General features: G+C 64.3%; 17 protein-coding genes. 3 read left to right on the forward strand and 14 right to left on the reverse strand.

The window, feature by feature from the left end:
- Nucleotides 1-133: 133 nt before the first annotated feature.
- From thiL to NLM33_RS08730, 12 genes are all read right to left on the reverse strand, one after another.
- Entirely contained in the window at nt 134-1,135 is a 1,002-nt protein-coding gene (gene thiL, locus NLM33_RS08675) for a thiamine-phosphate kinase (RefSeq protein ID WP_254095666.1), read from the reverse strand.
- Entirely contained in the window at nt 1,132-1,281 is a 150-nt protein-coding gene (locus NLM33_RS08680) for a hypothetical protein (RefSeq protein ID WP_254095667.1), read from the reverse strand. Before NLM33_RS08680 ends, thiL begins: the two co-directional genes overlap by 4 nt.
- A 10-nt stretch (nt 1,282-1,291) precedes the next feature.
- A complete protein-coding gene (gene nusB / locus NLM33_RS08685; RefSeq protein WP_254095668.1) occupies nt 1,292-1,789 on the reverse strand; it encodes a transcription antitermination factor NusB in 498 nt (165 codons plus the stop codon).
- 3 nt (nt 1,790-1,792) lie between these two features.
- Nucleotides 1,793-2,284, reverse strand: a complete 492-nt coding sequence (ribH, locus tag NLM33_RS08690; RefSeq protein ID WP_254095669.1) for a 6,7-dimethyl-8-ribityllumazine synthase — start codon at nt 2,282-2,284, stop codon at nt 1,793-1,795.
- Nucleotides 2,285-2,470: 186 nt separating this feature from the next.
- Entirely contained in the window at nt 2,471-3,079 is a 609-nt protein-coding gene (locus NLM33_RS08695; protein WP_254095670.1) for a riboflavin synthase, read from the reverse strand.
- Nucleotides 3,080-4,237, reverse strand: a complete 1,158-nt coding sequence (ribD, locus tag NLM33_RS08700; RefSeq protein ID WP_254095671.1) for a bifunctional diaminohydroxyphosphoribosylaminopyrimidine deaminase/5-amino-6-(5-phosphoribosylamino)uracil reductase RibD — start codon at nt 4,235-4,237, stop codon at nt 3,080-3,082. It lies immediately after the preceding gene.
- On the reverse strand, nt 4,234-4,716 hold the full coding sequence (gene nrdR / locus NLM33_RS08705) for a transcriptional regulator NrdR (RefSeq protein WP_254095672.1): 483 nt from the start codon (nt 4,714-4,716) through the stop codon (nt 4,234-4,236). The genes ribD and nrdR overlap by 4 nt, the downstream gene beginning before the upstream one ends.
- Before the next feature lie 17 nt (nt 4,717-4,733).
- Entirely contained in the window at nt 4,734-6,032 is a 1,299-nt protein-coding gene (gene glyA, locus NLM33_RS08710; RefSeq protein WP_254095673.1) for a serine hydroxymethyltransferase, read from the reverse strand.
- 307 nt (nt 6,033-6,339) lie between these two features.
- Entirely contained in the window at nt 6,340-6,561 is a 222-nt protein-coding gene (locus NLM33_RS08715; protein WP_254095674.1) for a hypothetical protein, read from the reverse strand.
- A gap of 37 nt (nt 6,562-6,598) precedes the next feature.
- A complete protein-coding gene (locus NLM33_RS08720) occupies nt 6,599-6,835 on the reverse strand; it encodes a hypothetical protein (protein ID WP_254095675.1) in 237 nt (78 codons plus the stop codon).
- A 202-nt stretch (nt 6,836-7,037) separates the two neighbouring features.
- On the reverse strand, nt 7,038-7,556 hold the full coding sequence (ldtR, locus tag NLM33_RS08725; RefSeq protein WP_027522899.1) for a transcriptional regulator LdtR: 519 nt from the start codon (nt 7,554-7,556) through the stop codon (nt 7,038-7,040).
- A gap of 427 nt (nt 7,557-7,983) precedes the next feature.
- Entirely contained in the window at nt 7,984-8,469 is a 486-nt protein-coding gene (locus NLM33_RS08730; RefSeq protein WP_254095676.1) for a DUF6163 family protein, read from the reverse strand.
- A gap of 212 nt (nt 8,470-8,681) precedes the next feature.
- Between NLM33_RS08730 and hemB the strand changes: the two genes are divergently transcribed.
- The 3 genes from hemB (at nt 8,682) to NLM33_RS08745 (ending at nt 11,464) form a co-directional block, all read left to right on the forward strand.
- The gene (gene hemB, locus NLM33_RS08735) at nt 8,682-9,749 is read left to right on the forward strand and encodes a porphobilinogen synthase (protein WP_254095677.1); all 1,068 of its coding nucleotides are present in this window, start codon (nt 8,682-8,684) and stop codon (nt 9,747-9,749) included.
- A 287-nt stretch (nt 9,750-10,036) separates the two neighbouring features.
- Nucleotides 10,037-10,594: an RDD family protein gene (locus tag NLM33_RS08740; protein ID WP_254095678.1), complete on the forward strand. Its 558-nt coding sequence runs from the start codon at nt 10,037-10,039 to the stop codon at nt 10,592-10,594.
- Nucleotides 10,595-10,687: 93 nt separating this feature from the next.
- Nucleotides 10,688-11,464 carry an arginyltransferase gene (locus NLM33_RS08745; protein ID WP_254095679.1) on the forward strand — a complete coding sequence of 259 codons (777 nt, stop codon included), beginning with the start codon at nt 10,688-10,690 and terminating at the stop codon, nt 11,462-11,464.
- Between the two features lie 21 nt (nt 11,465-11,485).
- On the opposite strand, the gene NLM33_RS08750 is transcribed toward NLM33_RS08745, so the two are convergent.
- Together NLM33_RS08750 and NLM33_RS08755 are read right to left on the reverse strand one after the other, a co-directional pair.
- Entirely contained in the window at nt 11,486-12,937 is a 1,452-nt protein-coding gene (locus NLM33_RS08750; RefSeq protein ID WP_254095680.1) for a Dyp-type peroxidase domain-containing protein, read from the reverse strand.
- Nucleotides 12,934-14,745 (reverse strand): hypothetical protein, encoded by a 1,812-nt coding sequence (locus tag NLM33_RS08755; protein ID WP_254095681.1) that lies wholly within the window; start codon nt 14,743-14,745, stop codon nt 12,934-12,936. Before NLM33_RS08755 ends, NLM33_RS08750 begins: the two co-directional genes overlap by 4 nt.
- Nucleotides 14,746-14,762: the final 17 nt, after the last annotated feature.

The following is a 14,762-nucleotide window of genomic DNA, read 5'->3' on the forward strand; positions in this document are numbered from 1 at the left end:
GCCTCCCCAAAAGGAGCAGCCCCGATGGGCGGGGACCTTGCCAAAATCGCCATGCCCGTGCAACGCCGTAAGGCGCCAAAATCGTCGATCTCGGCAGGTATTTAGATCGAAGCCACCCGTTTCACGGAAATTCCTAGAAGTGGCTGTAGGACAGCCGCTTGAGGACAAGTTCCCGGCCCGCGCCATCCAGGAAGCGTGGCGGCTCGTTTCCCGGCACTATCGTTCCGATGGCGGTCACGGCCACGCCTGCGGCCCGCCCGGCCGCAATCAGGTCGGCGCAGCGCGCTTCAGGAACAGCACACAGAAGCTCATAGTCATCGCCACCGGACAGCAACGCCTCGATCCCAACGGCGCCGCGCGCAACGAGGCCGGCGGCCGGCGCCGACAGCGGCACGCTGGCCGTATCGATCGTGGCTGACACGCCTGAGGCCGCGCAGAGCTTGGCGAGATCGCCGGCAAGCCCGTCAGAGACATCCATCGCAGCGCTCGCACAGTCGCGCACCGCCTGCGCCAGCGCGTTGCGTGGCTGCGGAATGCGGTAGCGCGCGACCAGGATGTCCCGCGCGGCCGGATCGGACGCCAGCGCCTTCGCGGCAGCACCGCCCTTGAGCACATCGAGGCCGAGAGCGGCATCGCCAATCGTGCCAGTCACCATGATGCGGTCACCGGCCTTGGCACCGGTGCGGCCGACCATCCGCCCCGACGGCACGCGGCCGAAGGCCGTGATCGAGATCATCTGCGGCCCGGGTGTCGAGACCGTATCACCACCGAGCAGCGGGCACGCGAAGCTCTTGGCGTCCTCGCCCAGCGCACCGGCAAACGGCTTCAGCCAGGCATCGTCCTTGCTGCGGAGCGCCAGCGTCAGCACGAAGCCTGCGGGCGCGGCGCCCTTCGCCGCAAGGTCGGACAGGTTCACCCGCAACGCCTTGCGGGCGATGCTGTCGGGCGGGTCGCTCGCGAGATAATGCACGCCCTCGACCACTGCGTCCGTGGTGACGACGATGTCCTCGCCGGAGGATTTCAGGATGGCGGCATCATCGACCAGCCCGAACGCGCCGGGGTCAGTCGCCAGCGGCTTGAAATAGCGCGCGATGAGGGAGTCTTCGCCGGATAGCTGCTTTTTGTCCTGCGTCACGATAGCAGACCCGTCATCCTGAGGTGCGAGCTCTTGCGAGCCTCGAAGGATGCACGGCCGAGATGCGACCTCAGCGGCACGCCGTCACCCTTCGAGGCCTCCGCTTCGCTACGGCACCTCAGGATGACGGCTACGGCGAGGGTCATCGTTTTTGTCCTACCCTCGCCCGAACTCGTCGCCGCGAAAATGGCGGCCGATCTGGTCGAGCACCGCGTTGACCATGCCGGTCTCCTCGCGATCGACGAAAGCGTTGGCGACGTCGACATATTCGGAGACCACGACGCGGCCCGGCACGTCCTTGCGGTGCTCCAATTCATAGGCCCCTGCCCGCAGCACCGCGCGCAGGATCGCCTCGATGCGCTTCAGGGGCCAGCCCTTCGACAGCGCCTCGTCGATCAGGGGATCGAGCTTCTTCTGGTCGCGTACGACGCCCGAGACGACGTCGCGAAAGAAGGCAGCTTCCGCCGGCAGGTACTTGTCGCCTTCGACCTCGTTGCCGAGCCAATGGCTCTCGAACTCGGCGAAGATGTCGTTGATGCCGGCGCCCGCAATGTCCATCTGGTAGAGCGCCTGGACGGCCGCGAGCCGCGCGGCGCCGCGCCGGTTCGCCTTCTTCTCCGCCCCGCCGGGCTGTTTCTTGCCGGTGTCAGCCATGGCTCAGGCCCGCGCCAGGCGGCGCTTGATGCGCAGCATGGCAAGCGCCGCGCGGGCGGCATCGCCGCCCTTGTTGAGCTCGCTGGCGCGCGCCCGCGCCCAGGCCTGCTCTTCGGTGTTGACGGTGAGGATGCCATTGCCGAGCGGCAGTTTGCGTGCCACGGCCAGATCCATCAGAGCACGCGAGGATTCCTGCGAGACGATCTCGAAATGGATGGTGTCGCCGCGGATCACGCAGCCGAGCGCGATGACGGCGTCATAGGGTTTCCCGTTGCCCGCCGCAGCATCGACCGCGATGGCCACGGCTGCAGGGATTTCGAGCGCTCCGGGAACCGTGATCACGTCATGGGTGAGGCCGGCCGCCTTCAGCTCGGTGACCGCGCCTTCCAGGAGCGCATCCTGGAGGTCGTCATAGAAGCGCGCTTCGACAATCAGCGCACGCGCGCCGGAAATGTCGGTCTGGTCCTTCAGGGGTGCGCGCCGCGCGTCTGCCATAGTTCAATCCGTTTTACTGAGGTCGGCGCGTTATGTAGTCGCCGGGGGAGCGTAAGCCAAGCACGAATGCCAGAGAGAGCGTCATTCCGGGGCGCGAAGCGAACCCGGAATCTCGAGATTCCGGGTTCAATGCTCCGGGCCGCGCTTGCGGTCCCGTCGCATCGCCCCGGAATGACCGTGTAACAATCACTTCATTTCGGTCAGCCGCGCCGCATAGCGGGCCATCAGATCGACCTCGATATTGACCTCGTCCCCGGCGCGCCAGGCACCGATGGTTGTGACGCTGAGGGTGTGCGGGATGATCAGGACCGAAAAGGTCACGTCCTTGACCGTATTGATGGTCAAGGACACGCCGTCCAGCGTGATCGAGCCCTTGGTCGCGATGAAGCGCGCGAGCTCCCGCGTGGTCTTGAGCTCGAACCGCGCCATGTCGGGCAAGTCCTCGCGGCTGAGAAGCATCGCAATCCCGTCGACGTGGCCTGCGACGATGTGACCGCCGAGCTCGTCACCGATCTTGAGCGCTCGCTCGAGATTGAGCTTCGTGCCCATCTTCCAGTGCTTGGCCGTCGTCAGCGCCAGCGTCTCCGCCGCGGCGTCGACGTCGAACCAGGTTTTGTCGCCTTCGACGCCGGAAGCCACCACCGTCAAGCAGACACCGTTGCAGGCGATCGAGGCGCCATCGGCGATGGTCGCACGATCATAGCGGCAGGCAATGCGCAGCCGATGCAGCTGGCCCTGCGCCGTCGGCGTCAGGCCGACGATCTCGCCAATATCAGTGACAATGCCGGTGAACATTTAAGCGCGCTCGTAGATGGTGAGAGTATCTCTGTCGAATGTTTCGCTAGCATGAACCTTGAAGGCGGGCGACTGCGTGATTTTCGACAGGGGCAATGCATCGAGCGCATCGACGCCGCCCGCGCCGATCGCTTCCGTCCCGCGGAACAGCCAGATCTCGTCCACCAGATCGGCCGCGACGAAGGAGGAGGCCACGTGGCTGCCGCCCTCGACCATCAGCCGCGTGATGCCCTTCTCGGCCAGCGCGTGCAGCACCGCAGGAAGATCGAGCCCCGGCGTGCTGCCGGGCGGAATGCGCGTGACCTGGGCGCCGGCCGCGCCGAGCCGTGCAACTGCGGCAGCTTCCGCAAGCTCGGAGCCGATCACCCACAGCGGCGTCTCGCGTGCGGAGTGGACGAGCTGGCTCGATGCCGGAATGCGTAAACTGCGGTCGAGCACGATGCGCACCGGCGAACGTGCTTCCATGCCCGGCAGCCGGCAGGTCAAAAGCGGATCGTCCGCAAGCACTGTGCCGATGCCAACCAGAATGGCATCGCTCTGCGCACGCAAGAGATGCACGCGGTTACGCGCGGCCTCTCCCGTGATCGCGACCGGCTTGCCGCCGGCCGCCCCGATCTTGTCGTCGGGCGAGACCGCAAGCTTCAGGATCACATGGGGCCGGCGATCCCTGACGCGGCGAAAATGGCCGGCATGGTCGTAGGCCGCTTCCGCAGCACAGAGCCCGACATCGACCGTGATGCCGGCGGCGCGCAAGCGCGCGTGGCCTTGTCCTGCGACCTCCGGATTGGGATCCTCGATCGCCGCCACGACGCGCTTGATGCCGGCCGCGATCACTGCGTCTGCGCAAGGCGGCGACTTGCCGAAATGCGAGCATGGTTCGAGCGTGACGTAGAGCGTGGCGCCGCGGGCCGCCTCCCCCGCGCATCGCAGCGCCTCGCGCTCGGCATGCGGACGGCCGCCGGGTTGCGTCCAGCCGCGGCCGACGATCACGCGGTCCTTGACGATGACGGCACCGACCGCGGGGTTCGGCCAAGTGCGCCCCTGCCCGCGCCGGCCAAGCGCCAGCGCAAGCTGCATGAAGCGGTGATCAGCGTCCTTGGATTCTTTTTCCCTTTGCGCCTTCTGCGCGAGCTGATCCTCCAGGATGCGGAAGATCATTTGCGTATCGCGGCGAGCCGCGCTTCCTCCTCACCGGAGAGCTCGCCGAGCACGTCGGCAAAATCCTTGGCCTCGCGGAAATTGCGGTAGACGGAGGCGAAGCGCACATAGGCGACGTCGTCGAGCGCGCGCAGATGCTCCATCACCGTCTCGCCGATCACCTCCGAGGAGATCTCGGCTTCGCCGGCGGTCTCGAGCTCGCGCACGATGGCAGAAACCATCTTCTCCACCCGCTCCGGCTCGACCGGACGCTTGCGCAAGGAAATCTGCACCGAACGCATCAGCTTGTCGCGGTCGAACGGCACGCGGCGGCCGTTGCGCTTGATCACAGTGAGTTCGCGAAGTTGCACGCGCTCGAAGGTGGTGAAGCGGAAATTGCAGGCGACGCAAATGCGCCGCCTGCGGATCACGGACGAGTCTTCGGTCGGACGCGAGTCCTTAACCTGCGTATCGAGACTGTTGCAGTTGGGACAGCGCATCCGCTTGTTATCCGGCCTTACTGGTAGATCGGGAACCGATCGGTGAGCGCCTTGACCCGCTCCTTGATCGCGGCCTCCACCAGCGGCGCCTTGCCGTCGGAAGACTGCGCGATTGCGTTCAGGACTTCAGCGATCATGCCGCCGACCTGCTTGAACTCCGCAACGCCGAAGCCGCGGGTGGTCGCCGCCGGCGTGCCGAGGCGCAGGCCCGAGGTGACGAACGGCGTCTCGGGGTCGAAGGGAATGCCGTTCTTGTTGCAGGTGATGGCCGCGCGGACCAGCGCCTTCTCCGAGACGTTGCCCTTGATGCCCTTCGGCCTGAGGTCAACCAGCATCAGATGATTGTCGGTGCCGCCGGAGACGATATCGAACCCGTGGCTGCGCAGCGTCTCGGCGAGCGCCTTGGCGTTCTCGACGATGTTCTTGGCGTAGACCTTGAAGTCCGGCCGCAGCGCCTCGCCGAAGGCGACCGCCTTCGCGGCAATCACATGCATCAGCGGCCCGCCCTGGAGGCCCGGGAAGATCGCCGAGTTGAGCTTCTTGGTCAGCGTCTCGTCATTCCACAGGATCAGGCCACCGCGCGGACCGCGCAGCGACTTGTGGGTCGTGGTGGTGGTGACGTGCGCGTAAGGCACGGGCGAGGCATGCACGCCGCCGGCGACGAGGCCTGCGAAATGCGCCATGTCGACCAGGAGGTACGCGCCGACGCTGTCGGCGATCTCGCGGAAGCGCTTGAAGTCCCAGGCGCGCGAATAGGCCGAACCGCCCGCGATGATCAGCTTCGGCTTGACCTGCTCGGCCTGCTTGGCCACCGCGTCCATGTCGATGATCTGGTCCTCGCGCCGCACCGTGTAGTGCGCGGCCTTGAACCATTTGCCGCTCATGTTGACGGGCGAGCCGTGGGTGAGATGGCCGCCGGCGGCGAGGTCGAGGCCCATGAAGGTGTCGCCGGGCTGCATCAGCGCCAGGAACACAGCCTGGTTCATCTGGCTGCCGGAGTTCGGCTGCACGTTGGCAAAGTTGGCACCAAACAGCCGCTTGGCGCGATCGATCGCGAGGTTCTCGGCAACGTCAACCCATTCGCAACCGCCGTAGTACCGCGCGCCGGGGTAACCTTCCGCATATTTGTTGGTCATCACCGAACCCTGCGCTTCCAGCACGGCCCGGCTGACGATGTTCTCGGAGGCGATCAGCTCGATCTCATGACGCTGACGGCCGAGCTCGCCCTTGATGGCGGCGGCGATTTCCGGGTCGGCCTGCTCAACAGAGGCCGTGAAAAACGAATCGGGCGCGGAGGCGGTTTTGGCGGAAGTCATCGGCGAATATCTCCACCGCCGCAGCCTTTTCTGGCGGGCTACGGTCGGTCTTGTGTGGCGGTTGGAAGCACGCGCGATCTACCACATCGCCCCGGTCCGGCCAAGCATTTGCGGGTCCGGGGCGACAATTATGCCAGATATGGTGGGGATCGGGGGGATTTGGAGGCCTGAAAGACGACAGAGCCGCCTGTGCCGGGGGAATCCCCCAATCCTTGACGGATGGCCGTCATCACGCCCGACCACCGGGCTCCCCGACCGGCGGGTAGCCGACTCCCCGCTTGTGGGGTGGACTTGGCCGCCCTTGCCGCTACAGCCCCGTATAGCCCGCCTTCACCGGGTCGATGCTGCCGTCGAGCTGGCGCAGATAAGTCAGGCCGCAGACCGTCAACCTATGAGTGTCCTTCTCGCCCGCTTCAACCAGCGTATTGAGGTAGTTCGTCACCTTCGCCCTCGCCTCCTCGCTCGCCGCAGCGGTGCGGTTCGCCAACAGGTCATAGGTCTGCATGATGCGGTCGATGGCGGCTTCCATGGCATCCTCTGATTGATCTGAATTTTGGGGAATGCTGTCAGGCAAACGCGTCGGCCTCGAAGGCGGCCTCGAATTCGGCGATCGCCTTGTTGGCGAGCCTGATCTTGTTGAATTCGCCGTGCTGGAACAATTGCACGATGATCTTCAGCAGCCGTTCGTCGGTGACGAGCGTATCGGGGAGCGCGCCGGCCCTGCGCAGATAATTCGCGGCGATGGCATAGGCCTCGCTCACGATCTCCACGTTCATCCTCTGTAGCCCGCGCTCGACCAGCATCGCACGCCTCCGATCCCAAGGGGATAAGCCGCGAGCCGCCGGCTCGTTCCGCCAAGGCGCTACTTTTTTCGCAGGTGCAAAAAACACAAAACGCGCCGGTCCAGGCGAAGCCGGGCCGGCGCGATTGGGGAAGTTCAGGCACGTTAGGGAGGCGCGCCGGTCTTGTTGTGGGGCCGGCTTGGCCTTGATCCCTCCGAAAAAATCAGAGCCGATACAGGATCTGGTCGGTCCAGAACCGCTCGAGGCGATGCAGCGACTTGTTGAGCGTGGAGAACTCCTCGCCCGAGATGCCGCCGACCTGCTCCACCGTCTTGACGTGCTTCTGGTAGAGAGCGTCGACGATGCGGCGAACTTCCTGGCCCTGCGGGGTCAGGCGGATGCGCACCGAGCGGCGGTCAACGCGCGAGCGCTGATGATCGAGGAATCCGAGCTCGACGAGCTTCTTCAGGTTGTAGGAGACGTTGGAGCCGAGATAGTAGCCGCGCGTGCGCAGCTCGCCTGCGGTCAGCTCCTTGTCGCCGATGTTGTAGAGGAGCAGCGCCTGCACCGAGTTGATGTCGGCGCGGCCGCGACGATCGAATTCATCCTTGATGACGTCGAGCAGGCGGCGATGCAGCCGCTCCACCAGAGTCAGAGCTTCGAGATAGAGCGACTGCACCGAGCCCTGCTGGCCGGCGACGCGCTCTGCGGTATCTGCCGCAGTTGCGACGGCTTTCATCATGACACTTCCCCTGTTGTCGTTTTTGTCGACACTTATTTCGACGAAACTTTTGTCCCGCCTGATAGCTTCAACTTAAGGGGAGGCGTTTGAAGATCAGCTTAAATAAGAGAATAAAGAGATCATGAATTTAAGACAGTGAATCGCGGATTAAGCCTGTGCGGCAAGGACTTTTCGCAACCCTCTGTTGACGGTGGCAAGGTCCTGTTCACCCTCCGTGCGCACGTATTGTCGCATTCCAGAACAGCCCTGCCCTGTTTCGAAACGGGAGCGTAACAGCTGTGGCGGATCACGCGGGATCTTCGCAAACTTGCCGCAAATTTGAAGCAACCAACGGTCAACCATCGACGCGCGAAAACACACTGGCGTGTCCCTGATGCGCTGCAGCGTGCAACGCTCGGTGCGCAGAGCCGGGGCACGAAGACCATCACTATGGCGGGCGCTCGCGCGCGGCCATCCAGGCGAGCGCGAGATAGGCGGCGAGCATGAAGGCTTCGACCCCGACCACGATGAGGCTGCCGCCATAGATGCCGGGGAACATCAATTCGATCACCGCCATCGAAACCACGGTCGTGAGCCACACGACCGCGCCCCAGGGCGTGGCGAGCCACAGGCCGACTGCGGCGACGAGCTCGATCACGGCGAAGTAGACGGTTGCGGCTTGCCAGGCCATCGACTGGTTCTCGAACGCGTCGTCCTCGCCGCCGACGAAGCCGGTCACCTGGGCCCAGTGATAGAGCCCCTTCAGGATCGAGAGCAGCGCCATCACGCGCAGGAACAGCACGAGCCGCCGCGTCCAGACGTTCTCGTCGGACTCGGGCCGCTCGGACGACAGCGCAGCCACCGACATGGCGCTGTCTCTGGCGTTGTCCCTGGCGCTATCGCGGGCGGCATCGCGGGTTGATATCTCGGACATGGCTCCCCTTCTGGCCGCTTCGCCGGGCAAAATCAATCGGTCTGCTACCGGGTTGCGGAAGGTCAAGCCGCGGTGACGGGAACCATGCGAGCTGGTATAAGAATAGTTCTACTTCGGCATGATCCGGAAAAGTGTGCAGCGGTTTTCCGAAAAGATCATGCCCAAACAACAACTAAGCGCGATGATGAATCATCGCGTTGGAGATACCTTAAATGGCGATCAAGTACGGACGTCCGATCGAATTGCGCGAGGTGGCGCGCGGAAGCGCGGCCGCCCCTGGCAAAGATCTGGGCTTGGATCTGACCGTCCGACCGCGCCGTAACCGCAAGGCGGAATGGGCGCGGCGCCTGGTGCGCGAGAACGTGCTGACCACCGACGATCTGATCTGGCCGCTGTTCCTGATCGATGGCAGCAACAAGCGCGAGGCGGTCAGCTCGATGCCGGGCGTCGAGCGGCTCAGCGTCGACCAGGCGGTGCGCGAGGCCGAGCGCGCGATGAAGCTGACCATCCCCTGCCTTGCGCTGTTTCCCTACACCGAGGCGTCGCTGCGCGACGAGCACGGCTCGGAAGCGACCAATCCGGACAACCTCGTCTGTCAGGCCGTGCGCGCGATCAAGAAAGAATTCCCTGACATCGGCATCCTTTGCGACGTCGCGCTCGATCCCTTCACCAGCCACGGCCACGACGGCCTGATCGCCGACGGCAGGATCTTGAACGACGAGACTGTCGCCGTGCTCGTGCGCCAGGCGCTGGTGCAGGCGGAGGCCGGCTGCGACATCATCGCGCCCTCCGACATGATGGACGGCCGCGTCGGCGCGATCCGCGAGGGGCTCGACCATGCCGGCCTGCTCGACGTGCAGATCATGGCCTATGCGGCGAAATATGCCTCCGCCTTCTACGGCCCGTTCCGCGATGCGATCGGCTCAGCCAAGACGCTTGTAGGCGACAAGCGCACCTATCAGATGGACAGCGCCAACACCGATGAAGCACTGCGCGAAGTCGAGCTCGATATTTCCGAGGGCGCCGACATGGTGATGGTGAAGCCCGGCATGCCCTATCTCGACGTCGTGCGGCGGGTAAAGGACACCTTTGCGATGCCGACCTTCGCCTACCAGGTCTCCGGCGAATACGCGATGATCGCGGCAGCCGCCGGCAACGGCTGGCTCGACGGCGAGCGCGCGATGATGGAAAGCCTGCTGGCGTTCAAGCGCGCCGGCGCCGACGGCGTGCTGACGTATTTCGCGCCGAAGGCGGCGGAGAAGATCAAGGCGCAGAGTTAACCGCACACTGTCTCCACACGGGTCGTCCTGGCGAACGCCAGGACCCATTACCCAATGAAGCAGTTTGGCGAAGATCCGTCGTCGTGGGACTGCCACCGTCCGCCATCGATAGGATCCGCGGTATGGGTCCTGGCTTTCGCCAGGACGACTTTGGGGTTGCCTGTCGTGACCTCCTCACCGCCCCCGAATCGCCGGAATATTTCCGCTTGTTGATCCCTGCGGCCTTGGCAGGGGGACGGCCTGATCCCATGTGCTGCCATGGGTGTTTCCGATCGGGAGGACGGACCATGTCGTATTCGGAGCAGGGCGATGCGGGCTCCAACTCGGGTCCCTGGCGCAATGCCGGCGGGGTTCCGCCGCATGCCTTTGATCCCTACCTCCAGCCGGAGCTGTTCCGCGGCGTGTCGACGCGGCGGGTATTCGCCTTCCTGATCGATCTCATCGTGATCTCGGTCCCGGTGATCCTTGGCTACATCTTCATTGCCGTGTTCGGCGTGGTCACGCTCGGCCTCGGCTGGGCGCTGTTCTGGCTCGCCTGGCCGGCCTCGGTGATCTGGGCCGTGGTCTATTACGGCGCCTGCATCAGCGGTCCGCATTCGGCGACGGTCGGCATGCGGGTGATGGATCTGGAGTTGCGCACCTGGTACGGCGCATCCGGCTATTTCGTGCTCGGCGCCATGCACGCCGTGCTGTTCTGGGTGTCGATCTCGTTCCTGACGCCGTTCGTGGTCGTGGTCGGCCTGTTCAACGGCCGGCGGCGCTTGTTGCATGACATCGTGCTGGGAACGGTCGTCATCAACAACTCGGTCCGTTCTCCCGTGCCTCAGACGGCAAGAACCTACTAGAGCGTCTCTTTAAACCACCTTGCGAGCTGACCGATTGACCATGGGCCTGCGTAGCGCGATGCTGATACTCATTTCGGAGGCCCACGACGTCCCTTGACCCAGCACTCGCGCGACACCCCCCAATTCTACCTTACGGCGCCCTCGCCCTGCCCGTATCTGCCGGGTCGGCATGAGCGCAAGGTGTTCACGCACCTCGTGGGAGACCGCGCCGGCGACCTCAATGACCTCCTGACCCACGGCGGCTTCCGGCGCAGCCAGTCGATCGCCTATAGGCCCGCCTGCGACCAGTGCCGGGCCTGCGTCTCGGTCCGGGTCGTCGCCAACGAGTTCCGCCCGTCCCGCAACTTCCGCAAGGTGATGGCGCGCAACGCCGACGTCATCGGCGAGCAGCGCAGCGCGGTCCCGACCTCGGAGCAGTATTCGGTGTTCCGCGCCTATCTCGACTCCCGCCACCGCCATGGCGGCATGGCCGACATGACCGTGCTCGACTACGCCATGATGGTCGAGGACAGCCATGTCGAAACCCGCATCATCGAGTATCGCAAGCGCGGCCCCGACAGCGGCATCACCGGCCGCGGCGAGGAGCTACTCGCGGTGGCGCTGACCGACGTGCTCAGCGACGGGCTGTCGATGGTCTATTCCTTCTTCGAGCCGAGCCAGGTCAGCCGCTCGCTCGGCACCTTCATGATCCTCGACCACATCGCCCGCGCGCGGCGCCAGGGCCTGCCCTACGTCTATCTCGGCTACTGGATCGAGGGCTCAAAGAAGATGGACTACAAGGCGCGCTTCCTGCCGCAGCAGCGCCTCGCACCCTCCGGATGGCTGCGCATCGACGCTGAGGGCGACGTGGCGTCAGAGCCGCAGGATTAGGCCCTTTCGACGTCTTGCCGCTCAGGAGACTGCCGCTTCGGCATGGTGCGCCGCGGCCGTCCTGACGCCAGCGCGATGGCCGACGATGAAATTGAGCGCCGCGATCCCCGGCAGGAAGAAGTAGCCGCCTCCGAGCGGCTGCGTGAACGAGGCCAGCGTGACTTCGCTGCCGCTTGGCAATCCGGGAATGGTGAACGTTTTGGGGACGGGCTGCGAGCCGACCACCGGGTCGTCCTGGTCGTCGAGAGTCCCGAACCGAGGGTTTTGCACCCAGCGCTGGTGCATGAACTCGAACTGCCGCTCGAGATCCGCATTGCAAGCGATGAAGAACAGGCCGTCGCGTGGCGTGCCGCTTTCGGTCTCCTCGCGATAGGGCCGTCCACGGCGGAGCAATCGGTGCAGCTTGGATGATTTGATGCTCGATTGCACGTCAATGCCCAAGGAATCGCGCGGGTTGGACCGACGGACATGAGCCCCCTTGGGACAGACGAAGCCATTTGCGTCCTCGACACGGTAACGGAAGGCGTCGGCCGCCGAATCCGATCCCGGGGGGCCTTGCCACCCGAGCGGCATGCCATCCATCCGACGTCCCATCAGCTTTTCGCAGACGCCCTGGCCGTTCGCTTTCCTGAACTCCTCGAACGCCTCGACATTCTGCTCGATCTGTCGCACCGCCAGGTAGCTTCCGTTCAGCGTGAAGCGGTCTCCGGACTGCGGCCACTCCTTCACGTTGGGACAGTAAGTGAGTTCGTCATACTCGTTGCGATAGCCCAGAATGAATTCTCCGGGTTCGACGACACGATCTTCAAAGAAATGGCCGGCGTCCCGTTCGGCCTGCTTCCGCGCCGCGCCTCCCTCTTCTCTGAGGCCGCGGATCACGGGTTGCGCGAGGCCATCGCGAAACCCGAACGGCTCGCGCAGTCTGCCGTCACCTTTCGACTTGAACGAGCAAGGATTGTTTTCGACGGTCCTGACGATGAACACATCTGGATCGGGAGCCTCCATACGTGATTTTTCGTCGAGCACCCACCATTGCGCTACGAGAACATGGACCGTCTGGCGGCCGTCGTCGTCTTCAACGTCGGACCATCGCCATTGATCACGCGACGTGTCTCTCAACAGCTCCTTGCGCAACGCGCTTCCCATGCCGCTGCTGAAAGGAGTTGGGAACGGATGCGTCTCCGCCTCGGAACAGCCGAGCTTCTTCAGCCCTGAAAAACTGAAAGCGACCGCCACCGCTTCGCTGATCGATCCTTCCGATTGCGCCTTGCCTTCCCCGACGCGCTTGGCACTGACGACCAAGCCGCTGTTGGCGAGTTGTGCGAGCCATGCCCGGGCCCGGTCCTCGCGACCGTCGCGGATCGTCAGCAACCAGAAGCGGCTGGACTTGAGCCAGCCGAAGCCGCTCTTCAGCATGCCCTGGATGTCGTGCCTCTGCTTGGAAAGATGCGGCGCGTGCTTCACGTATTTCATGTCTCGATGGCCCTCATGATCAGGTCGTCGTTTTTCTCGTTGCGCTCTCCGAACAGGGCGTCGCGCAGCCCGGTGGCGAGATTGATCTCGTCGAGCGTCGCGTTGCACGCCACGAAGCGGTACAGATTCGGAAGCATGCTGTCGCGCGCGTAGGACTTGAACTTCAGCTCGCACTTCACTCCCCGGTAAATGAGGAACCGCGTCGGCGGGAAGCTGCGCGGCTGCGCGATGCCCGGCTGACCGGCCACCGCCGGTACGCGCGGGTTCAGCTCAGTCCACCGCCAGGCCAGCGTCGTTCCGCTGGAAGCGCCATTGATGAAGTCGTCGAGGTAGCCGCCAAAATTGCCGTCATAGTTCGAGCAAAACAGGAAACGGCGACCGTTGTCGATGATGTGCCAGTGGCCGAAATGGATACCCGGCGCATCTCCCAGCCATCCCTGCGTGAAAAACACCCGTCCTGCGAACGTCACGATGCGCAGGGAAACCCGGATGCACCACGCGCTCCACCCTTGCGGACCGCGCAAGTCCGTCAGGCTGATCATGTGCTGGATTCCGTTGACCTCTCGCGCCTCGCATCTCTCGATCGACGGGTGGATCTGCTGGGCGCGAGGAACGTCGTCTTCGAGTGGATGAAAGAACCTTTCGCTCAGCGTCGTGAACCGGCGATTGAGCCAGGAAAACAACGCGCCGATGCAAAGCACCACGATGATCGCGACAACGCCGATCTCGGTGAGCTCCAGCCCAGTCAGCTTTGGCATCTTCGTTTCGATGGTTCGTGCCATATAGTCCGGAGCCAGCGCGTAGGCCAAAGGAGCGAGAGTGTAGGCTATGGCGCACGCGGCGACGGCCAGGAGCAGCGGCACGCCGATGACCCAGCCGGCCACATAGGTAGACAGCGACGAGATCGTCTCAGTCGGCCGTTCGAGCTCGCGCTGAATGCTCTTCAACCAGCGTCTCCAGGACACGAATTGCGCCGGGAGCGGGACCAGGAATAGCCAGACCAGAAATGCAATCACCGCCAACGCCAGCAGAAAGTGTCCGCTCATTGCCAGCAGAATTTCGCTCGTCTTGCTTGCGGCGTCCTCTATCGCTTGCACGACGGGATGCGGCTCGCCGAAGAACCAGTTGTAGGCGCGCGGAAGCGCCCCCACGAGCCAGACCACGACGAACCAGAGGACGAGCGCGCGCACCGGATAGGCGAGCTTCGCACCGATGCCGGCGCCCTTCCCGCGCCAATAGGATCGCGGTGCAGGTTTGGCGGCCCACTCGAAGCCAGGATTCGTGTAAGCCCATCGTGCCAGCGCCAGGGCGAACGCGGTGCGATCATTGCCGTATTTCTGCTTCAGCGTCCGCGCTTCGCTTCGCGTCTGCTTGAGCAGCTCGGCTTCGATCTGGATCTGCCGGACCGACCGGTCGCGAGCGCCGACGAAAGCGCCATCGGCGATGCTGAGGCATCCCATCAGCCGGCCGAGCAATTGCTGCTTCTGCTGATCCGTCGGCTCTTCGGCATTGGGGGAATACATGCTGCCGAAGAGCGACCACATCGCGCCGCCGGCATGGTAGATGAGCCGATAGAGCAAGTCGTACGGGCTGAGGCCCTCCTCGACGGCAAGCTCGAGCATCAGCGACGGCCGCTGCTCCGCTGCATCGGCCATCGCCGGCAGGAGCCCGATCGAAGCGAAGTGCACCACCGCCACGTCATTGAACAGATCGTGCAGCGCTTGCTGGAGGGGCTGCGAAATTTCGCCTTCGCCGGGCCAGCCTGGCGCAACGATGCAGATCATCTGCTGCCGGACAATCTCAAGCATGGCTGTCCTTCTCCGCT

It is taken from the genome of Bradyrhizobium sp. CCGUVB1N3 (assembly GCF_024199925.1).
Taxonomy (GTDB): Bacteria; Pseudomonadota; Alphaproteobacteria; order Rhizobiales; family Xanthobacteraceae; genus Bradyrhizobium.